This is a genomic window from Burkholderia sp. FW306-1C-G01B (assembly GCF_058781685.1).
This window is the reverse complement of record NZ_JBYSWZ010000002.1, coordinates 327,691-353,920: the sequence shown is the minus strand read 5'-3', so window position 1 is coordinate 353,920 and position 26,230 is coordinate 327,691. Positions and strand designations below refer to the sequence as shown.

Below are 26,230 nucleotides of genomic sequence, written 5' to 3'. Positions count from 1 at the left end.
ACCACTGGCTGACGAGCCGGCCCGGCTCACCGTGAGGTCATGTAGCGAATGGAACTCAGGCATCTCCGATACTTTCTGGCCGTGGCGGCCACGTCGAATTTCACCAAGGCCGCAGAAACGCTCGGCATCGGTCAGCCGCCATTGAGCCAGCAGATCAAGGCGCTCGAGAGCGAACTCGGCGTGGAGCTGTTCAAGCGGACCGCGCGCGGCGCCGAGCTGACGCTGGCGGGCGAGGTCTTCGCGGAAGAGGCGCGCCGCGTGCTCGACGATGCCGAGCGTGCGGCACGGGCGGCAAGGCGGGCCGCACGCGGGGAAACCGGCCATCTGCGTGTCGGCTTCACCGGTACGGCGGCGTTCAATTCGAAAGTGTCGGATCTGATTCGCCGCTTTCGGGAGGCGTTTCCGGATGCGGAGCTGACGTTGCAGGAGGCGACGTCGCGCGTCCTGCTGGAGGCGCTGGATGCCGGGCATCTCGACGTCGCGATCGTGCGGCCGGAACGTCGTGTCGCCGCGACGTTGCGGGTGACCGACTGGGACGAGGAGCCGATGTATGTCGCGCTGCCCGTCGCGCATCGGCTGGCGCAGCGTCGGCGCATCGATTTGGCCGAGCTGGCCGACGAGTCGTTCGTGCAGGTGCCGCGGGAGGCCGGCAGCGCGCTGTTCGACGACATCGTCGCCGCATGCAATGCCGCCGGATTCGAGCCGCGCATGGCGCAACCTGCGCCGCAAATCACGTCTGCGGTGACGCTGGTCGCGGCCGGGCTGGGCGTGTCGGTCGTGCCGAAGGCGATTACGCAGGTGCAGATTGCCGGGGTCGTCTATCGGCCGTTCGCGGGTAATGCGCTTCGTGCAAGGCTGGCCATTGCGTCGCGATGCGACGAGCCGTCGGCGGTCGTGCGCAATTTTCTTTTGCTGGCCTAGCGGGGTGCGTCGAGATGCTTGGGGCGGATCCGTTCCGCGCTTGAATCTCCCGGTGCGCGCCGGGCTTGCATCGGCATCGTGTCGTCGAACGCGATAAAAGCAAAAAACCCGCGAGGCCATGCGCTGTCGCGGGTTTTTGAAAATGCTCGAAACGCGGAGAAACCGCATCTGGTGCCGACGGCGAGACTCGAACTCGCACAGCTTTCGCCACTACCCCCTCAAGATAGCGTGTCTACCAATTTCACCACGTCGGCACTGCACTGCAAGGGGCGCAATTCTAGCGTCACATTGCGCGTTTGTGAAGGGGGTATGACACGGTTGCGGTGTGCGCGAAAGCGATCCCGGTAGAATTCGGGCGATCGGTCCGACGATCATCGCAACCGCAACCCGTTTTCTCCCAGTGACCACCACTCTCGAACAACTGCAGGCCGGACAACTGTCGGGCGCCCGGCAACTCAAGCTCGCGTGCGGGCTGACCGAATTTCCGCGCGAGATTTTCGAGCTCGCCGACACGCTCGAAGTGCTCGACCTGTCCGGCAACGCGCTCGCCGCGCTGCCGGACGATCTGCCGCGGCTGCATCGCCTGCGCATCCTGTTCGCGTCCGGCAACCGCTTCACCGCCTTCCCCGAGGTGCTCGGCGCGTGTGCGCAGCTCGACATGATCGGCTTCAAGGCGAACCGGATCCGCACGGTGCCGCGCGGATCGCTGCCGCGCGCGCTGCGCTGGCTGATCCTCACCGACAACGAAATCGATGCGCTGCCCGCCGAGATCGGCGACTGCTCGCGATTGCAGAAGCTGATGCTCGCGGGCAACCGGCTGCGCGCGCTGCCTGCCGAAATGGCCGCATGCCGTGCGCTCGAACTGGTGCGCCTGTCGGCGAACCGGCTGGACGAACTGCCCGACTGGTTGCCGCGCCTGCCGCGCCTTGCGTGGCTCGCATACTCCGGCAATCCGTTCAGCGCCGCGCCGGAAGCCGCGGCATCAGCCGGGCCGGAGGTCGCGGACGTCGACTGGGCGTCGCTCTCGTGCGAGCAGAAGCTGGGCGAAGGCGCGTCGGGCGTCATTTACCGCGCGCAATGGCGTGCGGACGGTCATGTGCCGCGAGCGGTCGCGGTCAAGCTGTTCAAGGGCGCGGTGACGAGCGACGGGCTGCCCGACTGTGAAATGGCCGCGTGCCTGCACGCCGGCCGCCATCCGAACGTGATTCCGGTGATCGGCAAGGTGCGCGGTCATCCGGACGGCACGCACGGCCTCGTGATGGAACTGGTCGACCCTGCGCTCGCGAACCTGGCCGGGCCGCCGAGCTTCGCAACCTGCACGCGCGACGTGTATGCGGCCGACGCTCGATTCGAGCCGGCGGAGGCGGTGCGGATCGCACACGGCATCGCGTCGGCCGCACGCCATCTGCACGCGCGCGGCATCATGCACGGCGACCTGTATGCGCACAACATCCTGCACGACGGCGAGGGCGGCGCGCTGCTGGGCGACTTCGGTGCGGCATCGTTTTACGACGCGAGCGACGTGCGGCATGGCGCCCGGCTCGAACGGCTGGAAGTTCGCGCGTTCGGCCACCTGCTCGGCGAACTGCTCGCGCACTGCGCGCCGCACACATGGGAGGGGGCGAGGGACCTGGCAGCGCTCGCGGCGGCGTGCGTGAGCGAGGACATCGACACCCGGCCGTCGTTCGACGGGATCGTCGACGCGCTGGCCGCGTGGAAGGTCTGACGGGGATGGGCTGCCCGCCGTGCCGTCCGTTGCCCGGCGTGCGTACGCTTATTAGACCTGCCGCGCAGTCAGCAGCTTGATCCCGAGCCCGACGAACAGCAGCCCGCTGGCGCGTTTGAGCGTGCGCACCGCGCGGCTCATGCCGAAGCCGCGATGGAACCGGCGCACGCCGGCCGAATAGACGCTGTGAACGACCACGACGGTGCACGCGATCGTCACGTACATCACGACGAACTGCAGTGCGAGCGGGCGGTCGTGCACGACGAACTGCGGCATGAACGCCGACAGGAAGATCATCGTCTTCGGATTGCTGCCCGACACGAACAGCGCTTCGCGGAACAGCTTCCCGAGGTCGGGCACGGCGATCTCCGCTGCGCCGGTCGACCCGGCTGCCTTGCGGTTGCCGCGCAGTTGCCGAACGCCCAGCACCATCAGGTACGCGGCGCCGACGACCTTCATCGCGACGAACAGCGGCGGCATCGCGGCGAGCAACGCGCCGACGCCGAGCGCGACCAGCAGCACGACCACGCCCTGCGCGACGAGGTTGCCCGCGATCGTCGCGGCGGTGCCGTGCGTGCCGTAGCGCACCGTGTTGCGGATGACGAGCAGCACGTTGGGCCCAGGCGACAGCGTCGTGGCGAGATAGGCTGCGGCAAACAGCATCCAGGTCTGAATGGACATGCGTCGCTCCGGGAGGCGGTTCCGGCGGGAGGGGTGAAGCGATGATGCCACGCCAAAATGGCGCAGGCACCCGCCGGAACCGGCGCGGTGCGTCAGCGCGCGTCGCGCATGCAGTACGCGGGGATCGACGGCGGCGTATCGATCGCGGCGGGCCGCGTCATCCACGCGATCCACGCGGCCCATAACCCGCAGGCGATCAGCACGGCGACATTCAGCGGCGTCCGGTAGCGGACGATCAGGGCGGCCAGCGGCAGGCGGTTCTTCATGTTCGTCTCCATCGGTAGTTGCGTATGCAACGTTACTGGCCGGCGTACGCCGGCGCCTTCGCGTCGCAGGTCACGGACACCGTCGAGCCGTCCGCGAAATGCAGCCGGAACGGCACCTTCGCGCCGGGCGCGACGGGCTGGCGCGGTTGCTCCAGCATCACGTGATAGCTCTTCGGCTTGAACGTCACGGTGCCATGCGCGGGCACCTCGACCGCGTCGACGTGAACCATCTTCGCGGTGCTGCCGTTCGTCTGCGTTTCATGCACCATCGCCATCCCGTACGCGGGGGTGTCGATGCCTGTCAGCGTGGCGGGCGCATCGCCGTCGTTCTTCAGCGTGAAATAACCGGACGACGGCACCGTCGCCGGCATCGCGCGGATCCAGCAGTTGTCGGCCTGCACGGCCGGTGCGGCGAACGTGACGGGGGCTTGCAGCGCCAGCAGCGCGAAAAGCAGGCCGGTCGGAATCGAGCGTTTCATCGTTTGTTCTCCTTATCGGGTGTGCCGCATGGGGCATCGACGGCAATGCGATCGGCGCAGAACGCCGATGCGCATCGCATGCGTCACTTCAGCGTGAACGTGTAGCGGCCTTTCGTGCGATGGCCGTCGCTGGCTACGGCGATCCACGCGACCGTGTACGTACCGGCCGTCAGGCTGGCCAGCGCGACGTGCATCCGCTTCCGGTTGCCGGCGTCGACGGCCGATTTCCCGTCGGCGACCGACTGCCCGTGGCTGTCGGTGACGGCGATCGAGCTGAAGGCCGGCTCGAGCGCTTCGCTGAAATCGATCGTGACCGTGTGCGGCGCGTTCGAGAGCGTGGCGCCGGCGGCCGGTTCCTGCGTCTTCGGGAGCGCGTGGGCCTGGGCGGCCTGGATGACGACGAAGCCGAGTGCGGCGAGTGCGCCGCGAACGAAAGGGGTGGTTTTCATGGCTGGTTGTGCGAGTGGCGAATCGGATGGACACACGGATTCGACGGACGGATGCGCAAGCGGCATCGCAGCGGCACCGATGCCGGCTGCGGTCGGCGCGACAGTACGCACCGGAAGCGGCCGACCGCACGCACGGCACGACGCCGCGCGCAACACGGTGACACATGATCATCCCTCGAAACGTGACACGTCACGCACGCCGGTGGCGTGCGCGGACCGCGCGATGCGCTACGGCATCACGCGTGACGACGACGGTTCAGGACGCGAGCGGAGGGGCGCGCGGCTGCGCGGCCGTGAGCGGCAGCGCGCGGCGCAGGCTGTCGAAGCGGGTCGCTTCGCGGTGCTGGATGACGCGCACGTCGGCCGCGAACGTCAGTTCGGGCGCGGGCAGTGCGGGTGTATGGGCAAGCAGGCTGCAGTAGCCGCATGCCTGGAGGTGGGCCTGCAGGCTCTTCGACGACGAATCGGCGGAGCGGTCGCCGGTGGCCGGCGCGGCCGTGCAGTAGCCGGCCAGCAATGCATCGACGCGGCCTTGCGTCGTCAGCGCCTGCGAGATCGTCGGCGCGAGCGCCGTCATCAGGATGGCGAGCATCCCGATCAGACTGCCGATCTTCCGGAGACGACGACTCAGCATGCGATGCACGGCGGCGTATGGGCGACGATGGAGCGGATTATGCCACGCACGTCGATTCGCATGTCGGCAGCGGCGTGCGGCATCGCGGCGCGTTATGCGTGCTTCGCCAGATATTTCGTGATCAGCATCATCTGCGCGGCCCAGCCCTGATCGTTCATCTCGCGCGCCTTCGCGCGACGCGCTTCGATCAACTGGTCGAAACCCGTTTCGGTGACCGTCAGCAGCGTGCCGCCGGCCTGCGGGGCGAGCGTGAACGTGACGAGCGTCATCGGCTCGGACGTGTAATCGAAGTTCGGATCGATCGCGAACGGATGCCAGCGAAACGAGAACAGTTGCTTCGGCTCGATGCGATCGACGACGATTTCGAACACAGTGCCCGCATAGGGCTCCTGTGCCTTGGCGATGTCGTCGTCGACGCGCGTCGGCGTGATGCGGCCGAACAGCGGCTGGCCGGCCGCGAACGGCCCGTCGAACGTGACGCCGAACCAGTGGCCGAATTCCCCGGAATTGCTGACGGCTTCCCAGGCGCGGTCGGGCGATGCCGCGAGCAGGGCCTGCTTTTCGATGCGATCGGTTTGCTGGGTCATCACGTTCTCCATGCAGGATCAACCGTTGCAGGACGGCGCGCGCGACCGCGCGCCGCGTCTAGTCGAGCATGACCGCGTCGGGCACGTCGAGCACGAGGTCGGACGTCGCGATGGCCACGCACGGCAGCGTATAGCCGTCGGCCTTTTCCTCGCGGCTCAACCCCGGCCATTCGATCGTATAGCGTACGCTGCCGCCGACGATCCGGCAAAGGCAGCTTCGGCACGTGCCGTTGCGGCACGAGCGCGGCAGCGACACGCGCGCGAACGCGGCGGCCTCGAGCAGCGTCAGCGAGTCGGGCGCATCGAAGGTCGTGCCGAGCGGCTCGATGCGCACGAGGGGAGGGTGTTCCGGGGTGGTCATGGGAAGCGGGCGGCGGATCGGCGGCAACGCGCCAAGCATACCCGAAGCCGCCTGCGGCCGGCGCCCGCCGGCCGCAGGTATCAGTGCCGGCGCAGGTACCGGTACACGGTATTGCGCGCGAGGCCGAGCTCGCGCGCGGCCGCCGACACGTTGCCGCCGTGCCGCGCGAGCACCGCGTCGATCACCGCGGCCTGATGGCTTTGCAGCGTCGTTCCTTCGCGCGGGTCGGCCGGTGCGGTCGCGGCCGCCGCAGCGGGTGCCGCCGTCGCGTCGTCGCAGTCGAGCCAGAAATCGTCGGGCAAATGCGCGAGCGTGATTTCGGCTTCGTCTTCGGCGAGCATGCCGGCCGTGCGCAGCACGTTGGTCATTTGCCGCAGGTTGCCGGGCCAGCGATGGCGCGTGAACGCGTCGAGCACGTCGGCCGCGATGCGGCGCGGCATCGGCTCGCTGCGGGCGAGCCGCGCGAGAATCCGGTCGACGAGCGCGGGCAGGTCGGTACGCGCGGCGAGCGCCGGCAGCGTGACCGCGAGCCCGTTGATCCGGTAGAACAGGTCTTCGCGGAACGTGCCTTCGGCGATCATCGCGCGCAGGTAGCGATGGGTCGCGCAGACCACGCGCACGTCGACCGGCACCGCGCGCGCGCCGCCGAGCGGCATCACCGCGCGTTCCTGGAGCACGCGCATCAGCCTGACCTGCTGTGCGAGCGGCATGTCGCCGATCTCGTCGAGAAACAGCGTGCCGCCGTCGGCCTGCGCGATCTTGCCGGGGCTGCCGCGCTTGCGCGCGCCCGTGAACGCGCCGTCCTCATAGCCGAACAGTTCGGCCTCGATCAGCGAATCGGGCAGTGCCGCGCAGTTGACCGCGACGAACGGGCCGTCCGCGCGCGGCGACGCCTGGTGCAGTGCGCGGGCGAGCCATTCCTTGCCGGTGCCGGTCTGGCCGAGGATCAGCAGCGGCAGGTCGCGCCCGCGGATCTTCGCGACGCGTTCGAGCACGGCGGCCATGCGTGCGTCGCCGGTGTCGAGCGTCGCGAACGTGATCGCGTCGGGGTCCGGCGCGCGCACGCGCGCGGCCGGTGCGGGCGGCGTGACGGCGACGGTCGCGCGCTGCGCTTCCGCGAATTCGCAGCGCGCGAGTACGCGTACGCCGGTCGACAGCGTGAGACGGAACGTCGCGCCGGGCGCGCGCGCCGCCTGCTGCGCGAGCTGGCCGAAGCGCATGCCGAACAGCGCGTCGCAGCCTTGGTGCTGCAATGCATCGAACGGCGCGCCGAGCTGGAATTGTGCGCTGCGGTTCGCGGCGATCAGCCCGCCGTCGGAGCCGAACGCGACGAGCCCCGCAAACAGCGAGTCGACGCAATCCTCGTGCGCGTGAAAGCGCAGCCGCAACGCTTCCGCACACTGGTTAGCGAACAGGTGGTTCTCGATCAGTTGCGCGGACATCCGCACGAGCGCGAGCGTATGCGGGCTCGAGCCGCGCGGGTCGCCGCTGACGTCGAGCGTGCCGAGCGTGCGGCCGAACGGATCGAAGATCGGCGCGCACGAGCAGGTGAGGATGTGATTGGCGCGCAGGAAATGTTCGGCGCCGTGCACCGCGACGGCCTGGCCCGATGCGAGCGCGGTGCCGATCGCGTTGGTGCCGCGCGCGCCTTCGGCCCACGACACGCCGGTGCACAGCGCGACGCGGTTGGCTTTCTCGATGAAGTCCGCGTCGCCGATGCTGTGCAGGATCACACCGTCGGCGTCGGTCAGCAGCACGAGGCTTTGCGTATCGGCGATTTGCGCGTGGAGGTTCTCCATCACCGGGCGGGCGTGCGAGAACAGTGCGTGATTCGTGTCGAGCAGTTCGCGCAGCGCGGTGCGCGACAGCGCCGAGAAATCGGGGCGCTCGTGCGCGCGCAGGCCGACCGCGGTCGAACGCGCATGCGCCTGCGCGAGCAGGTCGGTGCGACCCGCGGTGGCGGGCAGCACGAAGGGTTGCGGCATGACTTGTCTCCTGTCGGCCAGAGTTAGCGCTTCAGCGCTTACTCTGGTCCCATGCTTCTTGATCGGCCAATCCTGTGCCGCGGTGCTTGCCGAAGCCGTATCGCCGAAATCATCTGCGGATTCCACGTTTCGCTTGCGGCGCACCATCGGGCACGAAGGCCGACCATCCGGGTACGCGTCATCATACAAGCGCCACGTGCGATATGCGACCGCGAACAAAATCCACTTGCTTTTAAATGGCCGCCTGCAATGATGGAAATGGAACACGCGCGCGCCGTGTTCCGCATTGCAACATGCATGCGACGCGACATGCATCCGTTCGGGAGACGCATCATGGTTCGGACGGAACTGAGAGTCGTGCTGGCGGCCATCGCCACCTTCATCATGCTGGGCGGCATTGCCGTGGCGATCCACGGGTTGCTGTTCGATCTGACCGATGCGGTGCGATACGGGGCGGCCGCGATTGCGGTGGGCGTCGCGACGGCCGCGATCGCGCTCAACGTCTGGCCCACCGATCCGCGCTGATGCCCGTTTCCGAAACGGTGCCGCAAGCCGCGCTGATCTGATGAAATGCGCGTCGGAACGACGCATGCCGGAAAATTTGTCTCCTGCGCGAAACCGTCTAAAGTGGAAAGCAACCAGCAGGCATTGTCCGCGCCATACCCCGCAGACGGTGCTTCCGCTGGCGAGCCCGCGTACATTTCGTCCGGCCGGTGGCGGACGACGCACGCGGTCATTCGTTTTCTACCGGTCGAGGCGGCTTCCATGCAGATCCATTTCACGAACGAGAAGCCTGAATATTCGGGGCGCGACCTGATGCTCGGGTTTACCGCGCTGGTCAATGGCGAGCGCGTCCAGTGTCAGATCACTGCCGAGGCGCTGGAAGACCACTTCGGCGCGGCATCGCCGCGCTTCGAGGACATGGTCGGCGCATTCGACCAGCACCGCGATCGCATCGAGGCGGCCGCACGTCGCCTGCTGTCGGAGACGCGCGCGCAATGCGTGACGCTGCGCAGCGGTTATGTGCGCTTCTACGAGGCGAACTGGCGCTGAACCGGACGACTGGACAGCGACTGAGCGGGCGCCGAATACCGGCGCCCGTGTCGTATCGGCGCATGCTCGTTCGACCGCACGCTGACGCCGCCTGATGCGCGGCCGATCCGATCGTCGTGCGGCGCGATGGCGTGCCCGTTGTTCCGTTTCGCTCAGTCCGCCCCGGTGAGCGCATACGCGCCACCTGTTTCGCCGTTCGTTCGCGCGATGCGTGCGAAGCCGGTTTCGGCGAGGTGCATTCCCGCAATCAGCAGGTGGTCCGAAGCGGCCTCGGCGAGTGTTGCCGCGCGCGTCGCAAACGCCTGCGACGGATCGTGATCGAACGCGATCGAGACGTCGGGGCGAGCCACCTGAATCGGCGCGAAATGCACGAGATCGCCCCAGATCAGCAGGCGCTCGCCACGCGATTCGATGCGATAGCCGGTGTGACCGGGCGTATGCCCCGGTAGCGGCACGGCCACGATGCCGGGCAGCACGCCGCCTGCTTCGATGGTGCGCAGCTTCGCCCGATAGACGTCGAAAGTGTGCCGCGCGATCCGGAAATTGACGCGAGCTCGCTCATTCGCTCGATCGTACGATTCATCGTCCAGCCAGAACGCGCGTTCCCGTTCGTGAATGACCACCTTCGCATCCGGAAAGGCCGGCTGCCCGCCCGGGTCGAGCAGGCCGCCGATGTGGTCGGGATGCGCGTGCGTCAGCAGGATCGTGTCGATGCCGCGCGCATCGATGCCGGCTCGCGACAGCGACGGAATCAGGCGGCCGCCCCAGTTCCGGATGCCGCCGGCGCCGGCATCGACAAGCACGGTGCGGCCGTTCCCGCGTATCACGTAACAGTTGATGTTCACGCTGGACGGCGTGTGGATGCCCGCCCGGTGCATGATGCCGGCCGCGTCGTCGAGCGCGATGTTCGAAAGCAAGTCGAGGCTGGCCGTCAGCGTGCCGTCGCTTATCGCGGTGACCGAGAAATCGCCGATCCGGCGGAACGGGAAGCAGGGAAGTGGTTCGCTCATGGATCAATGTCGGGCGTGAAGGTGGATCGTGTCGTAGCCGAAGCAGCGGATGCGTGCGACGAATCCGGTGTGGCGGAGAATTTCGCGATCCAGATCGGTCATGAATCGGTTCATTAACTCAGTGGTGCGAAATGATTCGAGGCGATAGCGGATCTCCGCGCTGACGGGATGTCCGCAGCCGTGCCTGACCGGGACATGAACGACATGGACCGTGCCGGGTGCGGCCCGCAACACGTCGGTGCAGAGGGTCGCGCAGGCCGACGAGAGCGCGTCGAGTGCGGCGTTCGACGGCATGCTCGCCTCGGGGATGAAAATCGTGACGCTGGGCATGACTGGGCTCCCGTCAGCGTGCGGACGTCGACGCCGGCGCGCCGACGAGTTGGTCGCCCATCGGCGCGTAGAGCCGGATCGCGGTGTCGGACGGCTCGGACGCGAGCCGCGCCTGATCGTGTGTCAGGACGGCCAGCCAGCGCTGGGCCGGCTGGCGGTCCAGCGCGATCGCGTGAATCGCGCTTGCTGCGATGCCCGCTCGCGCGAATGGGGCAGCGTCGTCGCACACGGCCAGCCACTGATGGCCGGACACGGTCGGCGCGGGTGCTGCGCCGTCGTACACGTTGCGTCTCCACTCGACGATATGCGGCTGCCAGCGCGCGAAATTGCCGCCGCCTTTGTCGCGATACTCGGCCGACGTCAGCACGTCGGGGCTGTCGATCGTGTGAAGCGCGAGGTAGATGGGGCCGTCGCCGCCGACGGCGCGAAAGCGTTGCGACGTGCGGAAGCCGGATACGGAGATCAGCGCCGGAAGTTTGATCCTGCTGTAGAAATCGTTCCACTCGGCTTCGGTGGCACGGTCGGCGAAGCTGCATTCAACGGTATAGATCATCACGCCTCCACGGGGAGCAAGCGGCCTTCAGGATTGATCGCCGCTCGACTGGTTGAGTTTTTGTCATGATAATCAGGCGTTGTAGCGGCGAAAAACGACAATTCGTCACCGTTCATTGATATTTGATCAAGCTTTGACCGACGACCGTCGGACCGGGAGCAATCGTGACGCGACGCAGGATTCCGAGCAATTCGGCATTGATGGCATTCGAGGCCGCGGCGCGGCACGGCAGCTTCGCGCGCGCCGCCGACGAACTGGCATTGACGGAAGGGGCGATCAGCCGGCAGATCGGCCGGCTGGAGACGTTTCTCGGCGTGGCGCTGTTCGAGCGTGTCGGCAACCGCGTTCGGGTTGCGCCGAACGGCGCGCGCTACGCGGCGCAGGTTCGCGAAGTGCTGGACCGGCTCGAGCGCGACAGCCAGTACATGATGGGGCAGCCCGGCGACGGCGGCAGCGTCGATATTGCCGTGACGCCGACATTTGCGACGCGCTGGCTGATTCCACGGCTCAAGCGGTTCCAGGCGCAGCATCCGAACATCACGGTGCATTTCGCGGATCGCGCGGATCCGTTCGTACTGGCCGGCAGCGGATTCGATGCGGCGATTCACTTCGAGCATCCGGCCTGGGCCGGCATGCATACGTACCGGTTATGCGAGGAGGTGCTGGTGCCGGTCTGCCACCCGTCGCTGCTCGCGGGCGGGCATCCGGACGCGTTGCTGGGCACGCTGCCGCGCCTTCACAAGCGCCAGACGCCCGACGCGTGGTCGGCGTACGTGCAGGAGACGGGGGTGCCGGTGAGCAATCCGGCCGCCGGTGCGCGCTACGATCTTTACTCGATGCTGATCGCGGCGGCCCTGGCCGGGCTCGGCGTTGCGCTGGTGCCGCGGCTGTATGTCGACACCGAGATTACGCAAGGGTTGCTCGCCGCGCCCTGGCCGGACGGTCGGGGCGTGGTCAAGCGCTTCTGTCTCGTGCTGCCCGAAGCGCTGGATCTTGGCGACGGGCCGCTGCAGACCTTCGCGCGCTGGGTGCTGGGGGAGGCGGGTACATGATGCGGCGTCGTCCGTGCCGGGCGCATTCGCAAACAAAAACGCCGCCCGAAGGCGGCGTTTCCCATCATGCATCGCGCCGAAGCGCATCCGTCATTCGCTGCCGAGATAGAAGAAGCGGAACAGGAACACGGCCGCGATGATCCACACGATCGGCTTGACCGTGCGGGCCTGGCCCGTCAGCAGCTTGAGGCCGCCGTATGCGATGAAGCCGAACGCGACGCCGTTCGCGATCGAGTACGTGAACGGCATCAGCAGCGCGGTCAGCGCGGCCGGCACGGCTTCCGTCGCATCGTCCCAGGGCACGTCGACCATCTCGCGCAGCATCAGGCACGACACGTACAGCAGCGCAGGAGCCGTCGCATAGCCCGGCACGACGCCGGCGAGCGGCGCGATGAACAGGCACGCGAGGAACAGCACCGCGACGGTGATGGCCGTCACGCCCGTGCGGCCGCCGGCCTGCACGCCCGATGCGCTTTCGATATACGCGGTGGTCGACGACGTGCCGAGCACCGAGCCCGCGACGATCGCCGTGCTGTCGGCGAGCAGCGCCTTGTTCAGGCGGTTCATCTTGCCTTCGACGAGCAGGCCCGCGCGGTTCGCGACGCCCATCAGCGTGCCCGTCGCGTCGAACAGCTCGACGAGGAAGAACACCAGGATCACGTTGATGATGCCGGTCGACAGCGCGGCGCCGATGTCGAGCTTGAACAGCGTCGCGTCGATCGACGGCGGCGCGGAAAACACGCCGTGGAACTGGTTGTTGCCGAAGAAGAACGACAGGATCGTGACGCCGATGATGCCGATCAGGATCGCGCCGCGCACGCGCAGATGGTCGAGCGTGACGATCGCGAAGAAGCCGACGATCGCGAGGATCGTGTCGTGCTTGTGCAGGTCGCCGAGCGTGACGAGCGTGGCCGGGCTGCCGACGATCACGCCCGACGTCTTCAGCGAGATGATGCCGAGGAACAGGCCGATGCCGGCCGTGATCGAGATCCGCAGCGATTTCGGAATGCCGTTGACGATCGCTTCGCGCACGCGGAACAGCGTGACGAGCAGGAACAGGCAGCCGGAGATGAACACCGCGCCGAGCGCGGCCTGCCACGTGAAGCCCATCCCCTTGACGACCGTGTACGCGAAATACGCGTTCAGGCCCATGCCGGGCGCGCACGCGATCGGGTAGTTCGCGTACAGCCCCATGATGATCGAAGCCAGCGCCGCGACGAGGCAGGTCGCGACGAACACGGATTCCTTCGGCATGCCGGCGTCGCCGAGGATCGCGGGGTTGACGAAGATGATGTAGGCCATCGTCAGGAACGTGGTGACGCCCGCGAGTATTTCGGTGCGGAAGTCGGTGCCGGCTTCAGCGAAGCCGAAATACCGCTTGATGGATTCCATTAGGGCGTTTCTCCGGTCGGGTTGTCGTGTTGCTTGTTGTGCCGAATTGTTGTAAAGGCAGCGGCCGGCTTAATGTAACCAGCCACTATTGCCCGGCTATCGGCGGATTGTAATAGCGCGGATAGCTCGGACGATATAGTTGGAGGGCACGATCGGCTGCCGGTGCGCGAACGGTCCGGCAGCCCGGCCTCGCGACGAAGGCGCGCATTTTACCGGTTCGGGCGGAACGGGCAGGCGGAAAGGGTAAAAACGGGAGCGTGACGAACAGGCGGGGGCCGGCCGATGCATGCGCAACGGCACACCGGTCACATTGCGCGCGGCCGGTACGCGATGACATTCGACTGAAACGGAGCGCCTGCATGCTGCACGAATACGGTGCAGGCATGACGTGCGCGATGACGTGCGCGCGAACGCGCGCGCATGGCCGGTGCGAGAGCGCAACGGCGTGCAGCAGCCATTCGTCAGTCCGGGCAGTCGCAGATAACGAGCTATCCTGCGCCGAAGCCGTCCCGCCCGCAACTGTCATTTCGCGATGCGTGGGCGACTGTGGTTTCTGTGTAAAAGATTGCAAGACCCCATCGCATAAACCGGCAAGTCTTTCTAGGATAGATACACCGCGCATGCACACGCCGGCCGGTAATTGCCGACGCGGGGGAGTCGCAGTCCGTGCAGGCCAGGCGGTGAATGGCGGTCAAGGCCGTTGCGCGTTTGGGCAGGCACGGCCGATTGCGATTGCCCGATGCGGGTTCGTCCGTAATCACGGAGGTCAGCATGTTGAACTGGATCAGCCGTTGGGCGATGCGACACGCCCCCACGCCGGAAAAAACCGCTGCGTCGATGCTCGTGACGGCGCGCATGGAACTGTTCGCAGCCGAACAGCGCGTCATCGATGCGAAATTACAGGCGGATTACTGGCGCACACGTGTGTCATTCCTCGAGGAGGTGCAGAAGCAGGGCATCGATCCGTGGGTGACCTCGCAGGCATCGCAACGCCCCGAGCTCGATTCGACTCCCCGCAGCACGGGCCCGCGTCTCGCCGCCAGCACCTGATGCACCTGCTGCATCCGGTTGCTGCGCACGGCGCGCGATCGCTCGCGGCACGCGTTGGCGTGCTGCGTCATTCGATGCGCACCTGCAGCGATTAGCGCCGCAGGTGCGTCTGTTTCCGGTCGCGGCCGTTCCGCGTCTCGCGTGCGTGACGGCGCGTCAATCATCCACTCCTTCTCCATACCCCGACGAGCAAACGTTGCACTTGCGCGAGCGTGCGCCTGAAGCGCTCGCCGCGCCGCACATAGGCGGTCGTGATCGACGCTTCGGCCGATCGGTCGGCATCGGTGCCGATCCAGATGCGGTCGCCGCGTGCGATGCGCAGCACGTCGCCGGGCTGCACCCAGTAGTCGTCGACGCTCGGCGGGCGCGTGATCCATAGCGCCGCGCCGTGTGCGCGGATCTCCGCGTCTTTCGGCGCGCGCCAGGTCATCGTCGTGCGCGGCGCGACCGCGAAACGGATCACGACGGTCGGTAACGCGATCGTGCCGGCGCGGCGCCGGTCGGGACGGTCAAACAGCTGGCTTGCCTGGTCCATCGTCTTCTCCATTCAGTGAGCCGGACGGATGACGCGCACCAGAACAAAAAGGCCTCATCCGTTTCCGGCGAGGCCTTGTGTGACATGCGGTACTGCTCGATTGCTAACGCACAAGCGCCTCCCGTGATCCATTCTTTCGAATGTTCACCGGGCAATGTTTCGCGATGGCGATGAGCTTGAACGTAGGCATGCGAACGAGTTTGTCGTGGCAGCGCGGCGCTGTCAACGACATTTTCGAGATGCGTGGCGGTTACGCGTCGCGTTGCGCGAGCCCGTTCACGAGCAATTCGGACAGCAGGCCCGTCATCCCTTCGGGATGCGTGGCCGCGCGCGCCTTCAGCTGCTCGACGAGTTCGGCGTTGAGCTTGCACGCGAACGGCACGAGGCCCTGTTCCTGGTCGAGCTTGCGCTGCGCGCGGCGGTCGAGCTTTGCCGCGTCTTCGGCGCCCTTGCCGAAACGGGTGGCGCCCGACTGCTTCATCGCATGCGTCAGCTTGAGCGCCTTGTTCTTTTCGAGATCGGTTTTCTTCATGGCCATCGCGGCACCTCCGGGAAATGAAGCCGCGATTGTACGCATTTCGGCGGGCGCCGCCCGCCGCGCCCGCCGGAAACCCGGTTACGCACCCTTCGTGGTGCCCCAGTTGCCGCCGTGCGCGGCTGCCTGCGCGGCGGGCGAGCGCGCGAGGTATTCGAGCGCCTGCTCGGTCGAGCCTTCGTGATGCGGCGTATAGCCTGGCTTGAAATAGCGCAGCGCTGCGCCGATCACCTTCCAGAACGACGGCAGGTGCCCGCGCCGCGAGCCCTGCCGCCACGCGGGCACGAAGCCCGGGTAGCGGCCGGCGTCCGGGTCGCGCCTGTACATGAACTTCGCGCCGGTCGTGATGTAGTAGAGCAGCAGCAGGATCACGAACGCCATGTGCACGCAGCGCTCCGGATAGGTGCCGCCCAGGTGCCGGTAGATGTCGAACGCGACGGTGCGGTGCTCGACTTCCTCGGCGCCGTGCCAGCGCAGCAGGTCGACCATCGTCGGGTCGGCACGGCCTTCGTCGAGCCCGTGCGCGTTGAGCACCCAGTTGCCGAGATAGCCGAAGAAGTGTTCGAGCGACGCGATCACGGCGAGCTGCTGCCGCAGCCAGAAACGCGTATGGCCGATCTTCAGCCCGAGCGGCTGTTCGCCGAGCACGCGCGTGAACAGCCGGTTGAGCTTCTGCGTGAACGGTTTCGTGTCGATCCCGTGCCGGTCGTAATAGTGCTTGAGCACGCCGCCGTGCGAACGCGAGTGCACGGCTTCCTGCCGCAGGAAGCCTTCGGCCTCGTCGCGCAGGCGTGCATCGGTGATCAGCGGCAGTGCCTTGTTGTACACGCGGCAGAACCACAGTTCGCCTTCCGGGAACAGCAGGTTCAGCGTGTTGATGATGTGGGTGCTGCCCGGATCGTTCGGCACCCAGGTGATCGGCGTGTCGCTGAAGTCGAACTTCACGTGCCGGGCCTTGATCTTGTGGTAGTCGGCGGTAGCGGTCATTTGTGTCTGTCTCCCTGTGCGGCGTCATGCGCCGTCAATGCGATGCCATGCTGACGCGGGCGATCATCCGGCCGAGCCACGGCATGAGGCGGCCGACCAAGTGCATCGCGTGCGCTTCGCCGCCGACCGCGACGACGGGGCAGTTGCGCAGCACGCCGTCGACCATCGCCTGCGCGACGGCTTCGGGTTTCAGGCCGCGCATCTGGTACAGCTTCGTCGCGCGCTTGCGCAGCCGCGCTTCGTCCTGCGCGTTGGCGCCGGCGTATTGCGTCGACGCCATGATTCCGGTTTCCGCGAAGCCCGGGCATACCGCGGTCACGCCGATGCCTTTCTCCGCGAGTTCCGCGCGCATGCATTCGCTGAGCATCAGCACGGCGGCCTTCGTCGTCGCATACGCGGGCAGGTCGCGCGACGGGCCGAACGCGGCCGCCGACGCGGTGTTGACGATGTGGCCGCCGGTGCCGCGCGCGGCCATCTGCCGCGCGAACAGCCGCGAGCCGTGGATCACGCCCCACAGGTTCACGTGCAGGATGCGCTCCCAGTGCCGCGTGCTCGTGTCGAGGATGCCGCCGGCCATGCCGATGCCCGCGTTGTTGATCACGACGTCCGCGCCGCCGAGTTCGCTGCCGACCCACGCCGCGAGCGCTTCCATCTCGTCGGCGGACCCGACGTCGACGCGCTTCGCGTGTGCCTGCGCGCCGGTCAGCCCGATCAGCAGCGCAGTGCGCTCCGCGCTCGCGACATCGATGTCGCAGGCGACGACCGTCGCGCCTTCGCGGGCGAACGCGAGGGCCGCGCAGCGGCCGATGCCGCTGCCCGCGCCTGTGACGACCGCGACCTTGCCGCTGAAGCGCCCGCTGGTTGCACGGCGGCGCGCGTTCGCGAGCGCGGGCGGTTCGTGGCCCGATTCGATCGCGTCGATCAGTTGCCCGGCGAGATCCGCGAAGCGCGCGGGATCGGCGAGCGGCAGCCAGTGGCCGGCCGCAACTTCGCGCCGGTAGTACTGCGGTACCCAGCGCGACAGGTTCTCGGACAGCGCGGGGCTCACGTATTTGTCGCCGAGCGGCACGATCGTCTGCACGGGCGCATGCGCGTAGCGTTCGCGCGGCGCGAACAGGCAGCGGATGAAGTTCGCGCGATAGAGGCGCACGCCGCGCGCGCCGTCGTCGGCCTGCGTCGGGCGCGGCGCGGCGGGCGTCTTTTCGAGGCGGCGCAGCAGGCGCGGCCATGCGCGGCCGAGCCACAGCCGCCAGCCGAGCTCGGGGATGAACGGCAGGTGGAACAGGTACACGTACCACGACCGCACGAGCTGGCCGCCGAGCTTGGCCAGCGACGCGGGCGTCGGGCGCAGCACGCGTTCGCGCAGCCAGAAGCCGACGTGGTCGAGGCACGGCCCCGAGCACGACGTGTATGACGCGATGCGGCCGGAAAGGCGCGGATCGGTGACGAATTCCCAGCCCTGGATCGAGCCCCAGTCGTGCGCGATCAGATGGACGGCGCGGCCGCGGCAGAGTGCATCGATCACCGCGATGAAATCGTCGGTCAGCTTCGCGAGGTGATAGTCGGCCGTGCGCTTCGGCACGCCGGACAGCCCCGCGCCGCGCACGTCGTAAGCGATCACGTAGTGCTTGCGCGCGAGCAGCGGTGCGACGTGCCGCCAGACGCTGCTATCGTCGGGATAACCGTGCACGAGCACGACCGGCGAACGGGCCGGGTCGCCCCAGGTCTTGACCGCGAGCGTCAGGTCGCCCGAGGCGACTGCCGTCTCGTTATGAACCGATTCGAGCAGGGCCAGCGGCGCTTCGTCGGAAAGAGGCTGCATCGTGAGTCCGTCGTTCAGGGATTCTGGAAGAAAGGCGCGGGCACGTCAGGCGGCGGCCGGCACGGTCGCGACGGCCTGAGCACGTTCGGTCTGGCGGCGCTGCCAGCGGCGCACGTGCGGCAGGTCGCTGTCGAGCCAGTAGGCGTCGTCGTCGGTGATCACGAGCAGCTCTTCGAATTTCGCGCCGACGCCGGCGAAGCCGAGATGCGGCTCGACGGCCCACAGGCCCGGCACGGGCGCATGCTCGGAGCGGCGATCGATCGACCACAGCGGCGACCAGCCCTGCTGCTTTGCCGCGCGGCCCTGGTCGAGCAGCAGGTTGCGCGTCGCGTTCAGCCCGAAACGCGCGACGAAGCGTGGCTTCGACAGCTTGTGGATCTTCGCGACGCGATGCGCGAGCACCTTGAACGGATAGGCCTTGTGGCGCGGCTCGACGCCCTGGCGGCGGCACAGCGCATCGACTTCCTGCGCGACCTCGGCCATCGATCGGCGCTCCTTCACGAGCCGCACGATCATGTCGCGATGGTCCATCAGGTCGTCCTGCAACTGTTCGAGGATTGGGTTCTCGCCGAGGCAGTGCGCGTAGCCCACGTCGGCCACGATGCCGTCGAGCACGGGCGCGACGTCGAGGATCACCGGCATGTCGGTTTCGAGCTGCCGGTTGCTCGGGAAGAATGCGAGATTGAAGCCGCCCATGTGCTTGAGGCCCGAGAAGCCCTCGAACGCGGTGCGGTCGCCGAACCACGCGAACGGCTTGTGCAGCCAGTCGTGAACGCCGTTGTCCTGCAGCCATTCGGTCAGCAGGCGCGCGGCTTCCTTCTCGGTGATGCCGGGGTAGAGCATCGCACCGACGGTTTCGACGCAGCGGTAGGCAAGCTGCTGGACCGCGCGGAATTGCGGCAGCTCGTCGAGGTGGACTTCCGGCAGCGGGTGGTGGTCGGCCATGATGCGTCTCCATATGTCGGCCAGAGCGGGCGCTTCAGCGCTTATCGACCGGTGTTGGTGCTTCGGCGCGGACTCCGGTCCCACGCAAAGCGCGCTCCGGTCCTGTGCAAAGCGGGGTGCTGATCCGGAATGCATCCGCCGGTGTTCCCGTCGCGAATTATTCAGTCAGCATTTAATGTGCCATTGATTGATGTAATGATGATAGCCGGTTCGGCATGGCGCGCCAGCCCCCGGGGGTGAGGATTTGTCCTAATGAAGGGCCGAAATGGAGGGGAGACTCTAGGTTTCCGGAGGTCGGGGCCGGATGGCTGTGGGCGCACACGCGTACGGATTGGGGACCGGTTGGAGCTTGTCACGAGCGGTCCCGGCGCCGGCCCGGATGGCTGCGTGCGGCCGCCTTGCGATGGCCGGCATGTCGCGTCGGATCAACTTCCCGTCGCGTCGCGACGTGACGCCGTCATATTGCCGAAATAATTTCGTCACATCATCCGCCCCCAGTTCGGAGCCGTCCCGGCTTCGACGCGCCGATGAGCAGCCGGTGCGCGGTGCGCCGCGCAGGGTAGCGCCCGAGCCGATTCGAGATTCGACATTTCCATGGAGAGAGACCATGCAACGCCGCAAGTTCATGAATACCCTTGCCGCGGCGACCGCTGCGACGTCGCTGCTGCTCAAGGCCGGCACGGCCGACGCGAAGAGCGCAACCGCGCCGGACGCGCTGGACCCGGGCCGCTGGTCGCCGTTCAACGCCGCGCGCCTGCAGGCGGTGCTCGACCGGCATGGCGTCGCGAGCGCGCGCTACGACGAAAAGCGCCGCCCGTACGCGGTGTTCGACTGGGACAACACGTGCATCATGAACGACTGCGAAGAGGCGCTGCTGATGTACCAGATCAACCATCTGCAGTACAAGCTGACGCCGGACGAATTCGTCGACGTGATGTGGAAGGACGTGCCGAAGGGCGCGTTCATGAAGGACTACACGACGATCGACGGCAAGCCCGTGACGATGGAGAACCTCGCCGCCGACGTCGAATCCGACTATCGCTGGCTCTACGCGAACTACCAGGGATTCGGCGGCAGCAAGAGCCTCGACGAGATTCGCGAGACCGATCAGTTCAAGGATTTCCGCGCGAAGCTGTACTTCATGTACGACGCGATCTGCGACACGCACCCGCTCGAGATCGGCTACAAGTGGATCATCTACTTCTACAGGAACATGACGACCGCCGAGCTGCAGGCGATGGCGGAAGCGTCGAACAACTACGGCATCGGCGACGCGCTGCGCAAGGTCCGCTACGAAAGCCCGAAGTCGCTGCCGGGCAAGGCCGGCGTGGTGGCCGACACGCATTTCCACGGCATCCGCATTCATGAGGAAATCCGCGCGGTGATGCACACGCTGCGCGCGAACGGCATCGACGTGTACGTGAGCACGGCGTCGCTCGACGACGTCGTGCGCGTGTTCGCCGGCAATCCGAACTATGGCTACGGCGTGCCGCCAGGGAACGTGATCGGCCTGCGCCTCGACATGCGGGACGGCAAGTACACGAGCACGTATCCGGCGGGCTGGCATTTCAACTGGGGGCCCGGCAAGACGGTCGGCATCCGCAACGTCCTCGAATCGAAGAAGGGCTACGGCCCGCTGCTGGTGTTCGGCGACAGCGACGGCGACGCGTGGATGCTGCGCGACTTCAAGGACACCGCGGCCGGCGTGATCGTCAACCGGATGAAGAAGGGCGAAATCGGCGCGGACAGCAAGCTCGCGGCCGAGCAGATCGGCAAGCCGGACGCGCGCTTCCTGCTGCAGGGCCGCGACGAGCACACGGGCCTGATGATCCCGGACGAGAAGTCGATCAAGTACGGCAAGACCGAGCGCAAGCTGCTGGCTTGACGTACGCCGGGCGCCGGGCGCCGGGCCGTCGCGGCCCTGCGTCCGGCGGGATCGACGGCGGCGTCGCGTGGGCCGGGAAACGGACGTGTCAGCGCTCGCGCGGCTTGCCCAACCGGTCCAGCAACGCGCCCAGCAGATCGATCGGCAGCGGGAACACGATCGTCGAGTTCTTGTCCGCCGCGATCGTCGTCAGTGTCTGCAAATAGCGCAGCTGCATCGCCTGCGGCTCCTGCGCGAGCCGCTGCGCGGCTTGCAGCAGCTTCTCGGACGCCTGCAGTTCGCCTTCCGCATGAATCACCTTCGCGCGCCGCTCGCGCTCGGCCTCGGCCTGCCGCGCGATCGCGCGCACCATCGTCTCGTTCAGGTCGACGTGCTTGATCTCGACCGTCGATACCTTGATCCCCCACGCATCGGTCTGCGCGTCGAGCGTCTTCTGGATGTCGGCATTCAGTTGTTCGCGCTCGGCCAGCAGCGCATCGAGCTCGTGCTTGCCGAGCACCGAGCGCAGCGTCGTCTGCGAGAGCTGGCTCGTCGCATCGAAGAAGCGCGCGACCTGGATCACGGCCTTCTCCGGATCGACGACGCGGAAATACACCACCGCATTCACCTTCACCGACACGTTGTCGCGCGTGATCACGTCCTGCGGCGGCACGTCGAACACGACGGTGCGCAGGTCGATCCGCACGACCTGCTGGACGATCGGGATGATCAGCACGAGCCCCGGGCCCTTCACTTTCCAGAACCGGCCGAGCATGAACACCACACCGCGCTCGTACTCGCGGAAGATGCGGATCGACGACGCGACGAGCACCACGACGAAGACGATCAGGACGCTGCTGAAGCCGAAGGTGTAGCCCATCATGTTGGTTCTCCGTGGTGTTGTTGTTCCTGAACCGGCACGTCGTAGAGCGGTGAGACGGTGAGCAGCAATCCCTGGCGGCCGGTGACGCGCACGCGGCAGCCCGCGGCGAGCGGCACGCTGCTCGCGACGCGCCAGCGCTCGCCATGCACGCGCGCCCAGCCCGCGGCCGATGGCGCGGGGCCGGCCGCGCCGTGCGGCTGGTCGGCGCGCAGGCCGTCGTCGAGCACTTCGCCGATGCTGCCGACCATCGCCTCGGCGCCTGTCACGACCGGGCGCCGCCGCGCGCTCAGCGCGACGCTCGACACGCCGGCGACGAGCAGCCCGCCGCCGAGCGCGAGGCTCGCGATCACGGGCCACGGAATCCCGTAGCCGGGCACTTCGGTATCGATCAGCATCAGCGCGCCGATCGTGAACGACACGATTCCGCCGAAACCGAGCACGCCGAAGGTCGGCAGGAACGCCTCCGCGACCAGGCAACCCAGACCGAGCAGCACGAGGCCGAGGCCCGCATAGCTGATCGGCAGCAACTGCATCGCGAACAGCCCGATCAGCAGGCAGATCGTGCCGGCGACGCCCGGCAGCACGAAGCCGGGGTTCGCGAATTCGAAGAAGAGGCCGTAGATGCCGATCGTCAGCAGGATCAGCGCGACATTCGGATCGGTGATGATCGACAGGAAGCGGCTGCGCCAGTCGGGCAGGACCACGACGAGCGGCGCATGCGCGGTCGCGAGCCGCAGCGTGCCGGCGGTGGTCGTCGCGCTGTGGCCGTCGAGCTGGCGCGCGAGGTCGGCCGGATCCTGCGCGATCAGGTCGACGACGTGCTGCGCGCGCGCCTCGGTCGCCGACAGGCTGACGGCCTCGCGCACCGCGCGCTCGGCCCATTCGGCATTGCGCCCGCGCAACTGCGCGAGGCCGCGGATGTAGGCGGCGGAGTCCTGCATCGCCTTGCGGATTTCGGTCGATTGCGTGTCGGTCGGCAGCGCGGCCGGCGACGTACCCGAGGCGCCCGATGCACCCGGCGTCCCGGCCGGCGGTGCTCGCGGCGCAGCGGGGTTGGTGCCCGGCGCCGGCGCGCCGCCGCCGATGCCGAACTGCACGGGCGACGCCGCGCCGAGATTGGTGCCGGGCGCCATTGCCGCGAAGTGGCTCGCATAGACGATGTAGGTGCCCGCGCTCGCGGCCCGCGCGCCGCCCGGCGCGACGAATGCGGCGACCGGCACCGGCGAGCCGAGGATGGCCTTGATGATTTGCCGCATCGACGTGTCGAGGCCGCCGGGCGTGTCGAGCTGCAGGATCGCGAGCGGCGCGTGCTCGCGTGCGGCGCGATCGAGCGAGCGAACGATGAAGTCGGCGCTGGCCGGCCCGATCGCGCCGTTGATGGGGATCACGACGACCGGGCGCGCGGCTGCGGGTGCAGCGGCGGGCGGCGCTGCGGCGACGGCCGCACATACGACGAGCAGCGCCGCGAACAGCGCGGCGCGCGCGACCCGCGCGGACAGCGGGTGACGGGGGCGGCCGTCTGGCGCGGCAGGCGCCGGCGGCGGCCCGTGACGGTGGAGGCGCATCGGGGCGTCCGGGCGGCGCACAGTCGCACGCCGTCCGGCTCGCGGAAAGGGCGTTGGCCCGATGTTTAAAGATTAGGCGGTTTCGGCGCAAAGCGCGAAGCCGGGGCCGGATTCAGCCCGCGCCGCCGCCTCGCGCCAGCACTTCGTCGCGATAGTCGGCCGGACTGCGCCCGCTCCATTTGCGAAACGCACGGTAGAACGCGCTCGGTTCCGCGAAGCCGGTCGCGGCCGCGACGTCGGCGATCGTGCGAGCAGGGTCGGCCAGCGCCTCGAACGCGAGATCGCGCCGCAGCGCGTCCTTGATCGACTGGTACGCATGGCCTTCCTGGTGCAGCTTGCGGCGCAGCGTGGCCTCGGCCACGTGCAGCCGCGCGGCCATCCCGCCCGCGCCCGGCCACGCGGCGGGCGGCATCCCGCGCAGCACCGCGCGCACCCGCTGCGCGAGCGCGTTCGGGTTGCGGTACTTGACGATGAAACTGGCCGGCGCGTTGCGCAGGAACGTCTTCAGCGTCTTCGCGTTCTGCACGACCGGCAGCGTCGCGAATTCGGGATCGAAATCGACATACGAATCGGGCTCGTTGAAGCGCATGTCGTCGCAGAACATCGACGGGTATTCGTGATCGGCGGGCGGCGTGTCGCAGCGGAAGCTCGCATGCAGCAGCGGGATGCGCCGCCCGATCAACCAGCAGGTGAGCCCGTAGACGATGATGAAATAGGTTGCGTACGTGAACATCGCGGGTGTCGCACCGTTGTTGCGGTGCACGAAGCGCAGCCGCACGCGCTGCGGGTTCGCGTCGAGCTCCGCGTGCAGGTCGTCGAGCACGCAGTGCATGAAATTCACCGCGCGCGCCATCGCGTGCAGCCCGTCGCGCGCGGACAGCGCGGCCTGGCTCATCGCGATGAAGCTGCCGCTGCGCATCGGGTGGCGATCCTGCCCGAAAAACTCGTCGTCGAGCGCGCGCGCGATCGCGTTCCACAGCGCGCCGTATTGCTGCGCGGATACACGTGCGCGCGGCTGCCCGAGCAGCGCGGGCGCGATGCCGGCCTGCGCGAGCAGCGGCTCGGCCGCGATGCCGCGCCGGGTCGCGAGCGCGACGCTGTAAGCGACGAGGCTGATCGCGACGGTTCCCTTGTCTTCCTGCTTCATCGTGCCGCCGGTGTGGCAAAAACGCTCAGTGTAAATGAGCGACGCGAGCATCGAACAGTCGCGCGCGCTTGCCTACACTTGTTGCATCGAAACGCAAGGACGGTCGCGCCCGGCGGCCGCGGGAGACAGCAGCGCCATGGACGAGCTTTACACCGAAGACCAGCGGATGATCCGCGACGCCGCGCGCGCGTTTGCCACCGAGATGCTGGCGCCGAACGCCGCGCAGTGGGACCACGATGCGCGGCTGCCCGACGCCGTCGTCGCGCAGCTCGGCGACCTCGGCCTGCTCGGGATGATCGTGCCGCAGGAGCTGGGCGGCTCGTATACGGACTACGTCGCGTATGCGCTGGCGATGGAGGAAATCGCCGCCGGCGACGCCGCGTGCGCGACGCTGATGAGCGTGCACAACTCGGTCGGCTGCGGCCCGATCCTCGGCTTCGGCACGCCAGCGCAGAAAGAGCGCTGGCTGGCCGACATGGCGTCCGGCCGCGTGATCGGCGCGTTCTGCCTGACCGAGCCGCAGGCGGGCTCCGAGGCGAACAACCTGCGCACGCGCGCGGAGCTGCGCGACGGCAAATGGGTGCTGAACGGCGCGAAGCAGTTCGTGACCAACGGCCAGCGCGCCGGTGTCGCGATCGTTTTTGCCATGACCGACCCGGAAGCCGGCAAGCGCGGCATTTCCGCGTTCCTGGTGCCGACCGATACGCCGGGCTTCATCGTCGGCAAGCCCGAGAAGAAGATGGGCATCCGCGCATCGGATACGTGCGCGATCACGTTCGAGAACTGCGCGATTCCGGAAGAGAACCTGCTCGGCAATCGCGGCGAAGGGCTGAAGATCGCACTGTCGAATCTCGAGGGCGGACGCATCGGCATCGCCGCGCAGGCGCTCGGCATCGCGCGCGCCGCGTTCGACAAGGCGCGTCGTTATGCGGGCGAGCGCGTGCAGTTCGGCAAGCCGATCGCCGAGCATCAGGCGATCCAGCAGAAGCTCGCCGACATGGCCACGCAGATCAACGCCGCGCGCCTGCTCGTGCACCACGCGGCGAAGCTGCGCACGGCCGGGCTGCCGTGCCTGTCGGAAGCGTCGCAGGCGAAGCTGTTCGCATCGGAGATGGCCGAGCGCGTGTGCTCGGACGCGATCCAGATCCACGGCGGCTACGGCTACCTGGTCGATTACGAAGTCGAGCGTCACTACCGCGACGCGCGCATCACGCAGATTTACGAAGGCACCAGCGAAGTGCAACGGATGGTGATCGCACGGCAGCTTTGAGTCACGGCGGTCGCGTCAGCAAAAGCATCACGCAGGCACGAGGGCAGCGCGGTAAACGCGGCACGCAACGACGTGACCGTGCGCCGCGCCACAGGGAATCGGGCATGGGCTGCAGCGCATGCACCGGTTGACCGCGAGGCATGGAGAC

General features: G+C 67.7%; 28 protein-coding genes and 1 tRNA gene. 8 read left to right on the top strand and 21 right to left on the bottom strand.

The genetic code is table 11. The features are described 5' to 3' along the window. Nucleotides 1–48 precede the first annotated feature (48 nt). Entirely contained in the window at nt 49–921 is an 873-nt protein-coding gene (locus AC3WLY_RS05905; protein ID WP_175959686.1) for a LysR family transcriptional regulator, read from the top strand. A gap of 169 nt (nt 922–1,090) precedes the next feature. Here AC3WLY_RS05905 and AC3WLY_RS05900 read toward each other — a convergent pair. Then, nucleotides 1,091–1,175 (bottom strand) — tRNA-Leu (locus AC3WLY_RS05900). 146 nt (nt 1,176–1,321) lie between these two features. Between AC3WLY_RS05900 and AC3WLY_RS05895 the strand changes: the two genes are divergently transcribed. Then, a complete protein-coding gene (locus AC3WLY_RS05895; protein WP_492308099.1) occupies nt 1,322–2,647 on the top strand; it encodes a leucine-rich repeat-containing protein kinase family protein in 1,326 nt (441 codons plus the stop codon). Between the two features lie 51 nt (nt 2,648–2,698). Here AC3WLY_RS05895 and AC3WLY_RS05890 read toward each other — a convergent pair whose 3' ends face one another. The 8 genes from AC3WLY_RS05890 to AC3WLY_RS05855 form a co-directional block, all read right to left on the bottom strand. Further along, nucleotides 2,699–3,328 carry a LysE family translocator gene (locus AC3WLY_RS05890; protein ID WP_492308100.1) on the bottom strand — a complete coding sequence of 210 codons (630 nt, stop codon included), beginning with the start codon at nt 3,326–3,328 and terminating at the stop codon, nt 2,699–2,701. A gap of 92 nt (nt 3,329–3,420) precedes the next feature. Continuing rightward, the gene (locus AC3WLY_RS05885; protein ID WP_310132516.1) at nt 3,421–3,594 is read right to left on the bottom strand and encodes a hypothetical protein; all 174 of its coding nucleotides are present in this window, start codon (nt 3,592–3,594) and stop codon (nt 3,421–3,423) included. 32 nt (nt 3,595–3,626) lie between these two features. Beyond that, a complete protein-coding gene (locus AC3WLY_RS05880; protein ID WP_492308101.1) occupies nt 3,627–4,073 on the bottom strand; it encodes a copper chaperone PCu(A)C in 447 nt (148 codons plus the stop codon). An 83-nt stretch (nt 4,074–4,156) separates the two neighbouring features. Continuing rightward, on the bottom strand, nt 4,157–4,522 hold the full coding sequence (copC, locus tag AC3WLY_RS05875; RefSeq protein WP_175959681.1) for a copper homeostasis periplasmic binding protein CopC: 366 nt from the start codon (nt 4,520–4,522) through the stop codon (nt 4,157–4,159). A 256-nt stretch (nt 4,523–4,778) separates the two neighbouring features. Continuing rightward, the gene (locus tag AC3WLY_RS05870; protein WP_175959680.1) at nt 4,779–5,156 is read right to left on the bottom strand and encodes a DUF2946 domain-containing protein; all 378 of its coding nucleotides are present in this window, start codon (nt 5,154–5,156) and stop codon (nt 4,779–4,781) included. A 92-nt stretch (nt 5,157–5,248) separates the two neighbouring features. Next, entirely contained in the window at nt 5,249–5,743 is a 495-nt protein-coding gene (locus AC3WLY_RS05865) for an SRPBCC family protein (protein WP_175959679.1), read from the bottom strand. A gap of 58 nt (nt 5,744–5,801) precedes the next feature. Next, complete coding sequence (locus AC3WLY_RS05860) at nt 5,802–6,104, bottom strand: 2Fe-2S iron-sulfur cluster-binding protein (protein WP_492308102.1); 303 nt, start codon at nt 6,102–6,104, stop codon at nt 5,802–5,804. Nucleotides 6,105–6,184: 80 nt separating this feature from the next. Beyond that, nucleotides 6,185–8,089, bottom strand: a complete 1,905-nt coding sequence (locus AC3WLY_RS05855; protein WP_492308103.1) for a sigma-54-dependent Fis family transcriptional regulator — start codon at nt 8,087–8,089, stop codon at nt 6,185–6,187. A gap of 249 nt (nt 8,090–8,338) precedes the next feature. Between AC3WLY_RS05855 and AC3WLY_RS05850 the strand changes: the two genes are divergently transcribed. Continuing rightward, a complete protein-coding gene (locus AC3WLY_RS05850) occupies nt 8,339–8,614 on the top strand; it encodes a DUF2964 family protein (protein WP_244137239.1) in 276 nt (91 codons plus the stop codon). Nucleotides 8,615–8,854: 240 nt separating this feature from the next. Further along, the gene (locus tag AC3WLY_RS05845) at nt 8,855–9,142 is read left to right on the top strand and encodes a DUF1488 family protein (RefSeq protein WP_034180648.1); all 288 of its coding nucleotides are present in this window, start codon (nt 8,855–8,857) and stop codon (nt 9,140–9,142) included. A gap of 152 nt (nt 9,143–9,294) precedes the next feature. On the opposite strand, the gene AC3WLY_RS05840 is transcribed toward AC3WLY_RS05845, so the two are convergent. The 3 genes from AC3WLY_RS05840 to AC3WLY_RS05830 are packed head-to-tail and all read right to left on the bottom strand — an operon-like array spanning nt 9,295 to nt 11,035. After that, nucleotides 9,295–10,152 carry an MBL fold metallo-hydrolase gene (locus AC3WLY_RS05840; RefSeq protein ID WP_492308104.1) on the bottom strand — a complete coding sequence of 286 codons (858 nt, stop codon included), beginning with the start codon at nt 10,150–10,152 and terminating at the stop codon, nt 9,295–9,297. A 3-nt stretch (nt 10,153–10,155) separates the two neighbouring features. After that, a complete protein-coding gene (locus tag AC3WLY_RS05835; RefSeq protein ID WP_175959675.1) occupies nt 10,156–10,482 on the bottom strand; it encodes a hypothetical protein in 327 nt (108 codons plus the stop codon). 13 nt (nt 10,483–10,495) lie between these two features. After that, on the bottom strand, nt 10,496–11,035 hold the full coding sequence (locus AC3WLY_RS05830) for a sugar ABC transporter (protein ID WP_492308105.1): 540 nt from the start codon (nt 11,033–11,035) through the stop codon (nt 10,496–10,498). A 200-nt stretch (nt 11,036–11,235) separates the two neighbouring features. Between AC3WLY_RS05830 and AC3WLY_RS05825 the strand changes: the two genes are divergently transcribed. Further along, on the top strand, nt 11,236–12,087 hold the full coding sequence (locus tag AC3WLY_RS05825) for a LysR substrate-binding domain-containing protein (protein WP_175959673.1): 852 nt from the start codon (nt 11,236–11,238) through the stop codon (nt 12,085–12,087). A 90-nt stretch (nt 12,088–12,177) separates the two neighbouring features. Here AC3WLY_RS05825 and AC3WLY_RS05820 read toward each other — a convergent pair whose 3' ends face one another. Then, nucleotides 12,178–13,479 (bottom strand): NCS2 family permease, encoded by a 1,302-nt coding sequence (locus tag AC3WLY_RS05820; protein WP_492308106.1) that lies wholly within the window; start codon nt 13,477–13,479, stop codon nt 12,178–12,180. 771 nt (nt 13,480–14,250) lie between these two features. On the opposite strand from AC3WLY_RS05820, the gene AC3WLY_RS05815 reads away from it, so the two are divergent. After that, the gene (locus tag AC3WLY_RS05815) at nt 14,251–14,529 is read left to right on the top strand and encodes a hypothetical protein (RefSeq protein ID WP_047902603.1); all 279 of its coding nucleotides are present in this window, start codon (nt 14,251–14,253) and stop codon (nt 14,527–14,529) included. Nucleotides 14,530–14,689: 160 nt separating this feature from the next. Here AC3WLY_RS05815 and AC3WLY_RS05810 read toward each other — a convergent pair whose 3' ends face one another. The 5 genes from AC3WLY_RS05810 to AC3WLY_RS05790 all read right to left on the bottom strand — a co-directional run bounded on the left by AC3WLY_RS05810 (nt 14,690) and on the right by AC3WLY_RS05790 (nt 19,353). Next, entirely contained in the window at nt 14,690–15,064 is a 375-nt protein-coding gene (locus AC3WLY_RS05810) for a DUF2917 domain-containing protein (protein ID WP_492308107.1), read from the bottom strand. 250 nt (nt 15,065–15,314) lie between these two features. Next, nucleotides 15,315–15,602 (bottom strand): hypothetical protein, encoded by a 288-nt coding sequence (locus AC3WLY_RS05805; RefSeq protein WP_034180641.1) that lies wholly within the window; start codon nt 15,600–15,602, stop codon nt 15,315–15,317. Between the two features lie 78 nt (nt 15,603–15,680). Further along, nucleotides 15,681–16,586 (bottom strand): metal-dependent hydrolase, encoded by a 906-nt coding sequence (locus tag AC3WLY_RS05800; protein WP_492308108.1) that lies wholly within the window; start codon nt 16,584–16,586, stop codon nt 15,681–15,683. A gap of 34 nt (nt 16,587–16,620) precedes the next feature. Beyond that, complete coding sequence (locus AC3WLY_RS05795) at nt 16,621–18,408, bottom strand: SDR family oxidoreductase (RefSeq protein WP_492308109.1); 1,788 nt, start codon at nt 18,406–18,408, stop codon at nt 16,621–16,623. A 45-nt stretch (nt 18,409–18,453) separates the two neighbouring features. Continuing rightward, on the bottom strand, nt 18,454–19,353 hold the full coding sequence (locus AC3WLY_RS05790) for a M24 family metallopeptidase (RefSeq protein WP_492308110.1): 900 nt from the start codon (nt 19,351–19,353) through the stop codon (nt 18,454–18,456). A 607-nt stretch (nt 19,354–19,960) separates the two neighbouring features. Here AC3WLY_RS05790 and AC3WLY_RS05785 point away from each other — a divergent pair. Next, on the top strand, nt 19,961–21,238 hold the full coding sequence (locus AC3WLY_RS05785) for an HAD family hydrolase (protein WP_492308111.1): 1,278 nt from the start codon (nt 19,961–19,963) through the stop codon (nt 21,236–21,238). Nucleotides 21,239–21,326: 88 nt separating this feature from the next. Here the strand turns inward: AC3WLY_RS05785 and AC3WLY_RS05780 are convergent, their stop codons facing one another. The 3 genes from AC3WLY_RS05780 to AC3WLY_RS05770 all read right to left on the bottom strand — a co-directional run bounded on the left by AC3WLY_RS05780 (nt 21,327) and on the right by AC3WLY_RS05770 (nt 24,812). Beyond that, a complete protein-coding gene (locus tag AC3WLY_RS05780; protein ID WP_175959666.1) occupies nt 21,327–22,100 on the bottom strand; it encodes a slipin family protein in 774 nt (257 codons plus the stop codon). Continuing rightward, a complete protein-coding gene (locus AC3WLY_RS05775; protein ID WP_175959665.1) occupies nt 22,097–23,665 on the bottom strand; it encodes an NfeD family protein in 1,569 nt (522 codons plus the stop codon). The genes AC3WLY_RS05780 and AC3WLY_RS05775 overlap by 4 nt, the downstream gene beginning before the upstream one ends. Before the next feature lie 112 nt (nt 23,666–23,777). After that, entirely contained in the window at nt 23,778–24,812 is a 1,035-nt protein-coding gene (locus tag AC3WLY_RS05770) for an AraC family transcriptional regulator (protein WP_162631713.1), read from the bottom strand. A gap of 136 nt (nt 24,813–24,948) precedes the next feature. Here AC3WLY_RS05770 and AC3WLY_RS05765 point away from each other — a divergent pair, with 136 nt between their 5' ends. Continuing rightward, complete coding sequence (locus AC3WLY_RS05765) at nt 24,949–26,082, top strand: acyl-CoA dehydrogenase family protein (RefSeq protein ID WP_492308112.1); 1,134 nt, start codon at nt 24,949–24,951, stop codon at nt 26,080–26,082. Nucleotides 26,083–26,230 lie beyond the last annotated feature (148 nt).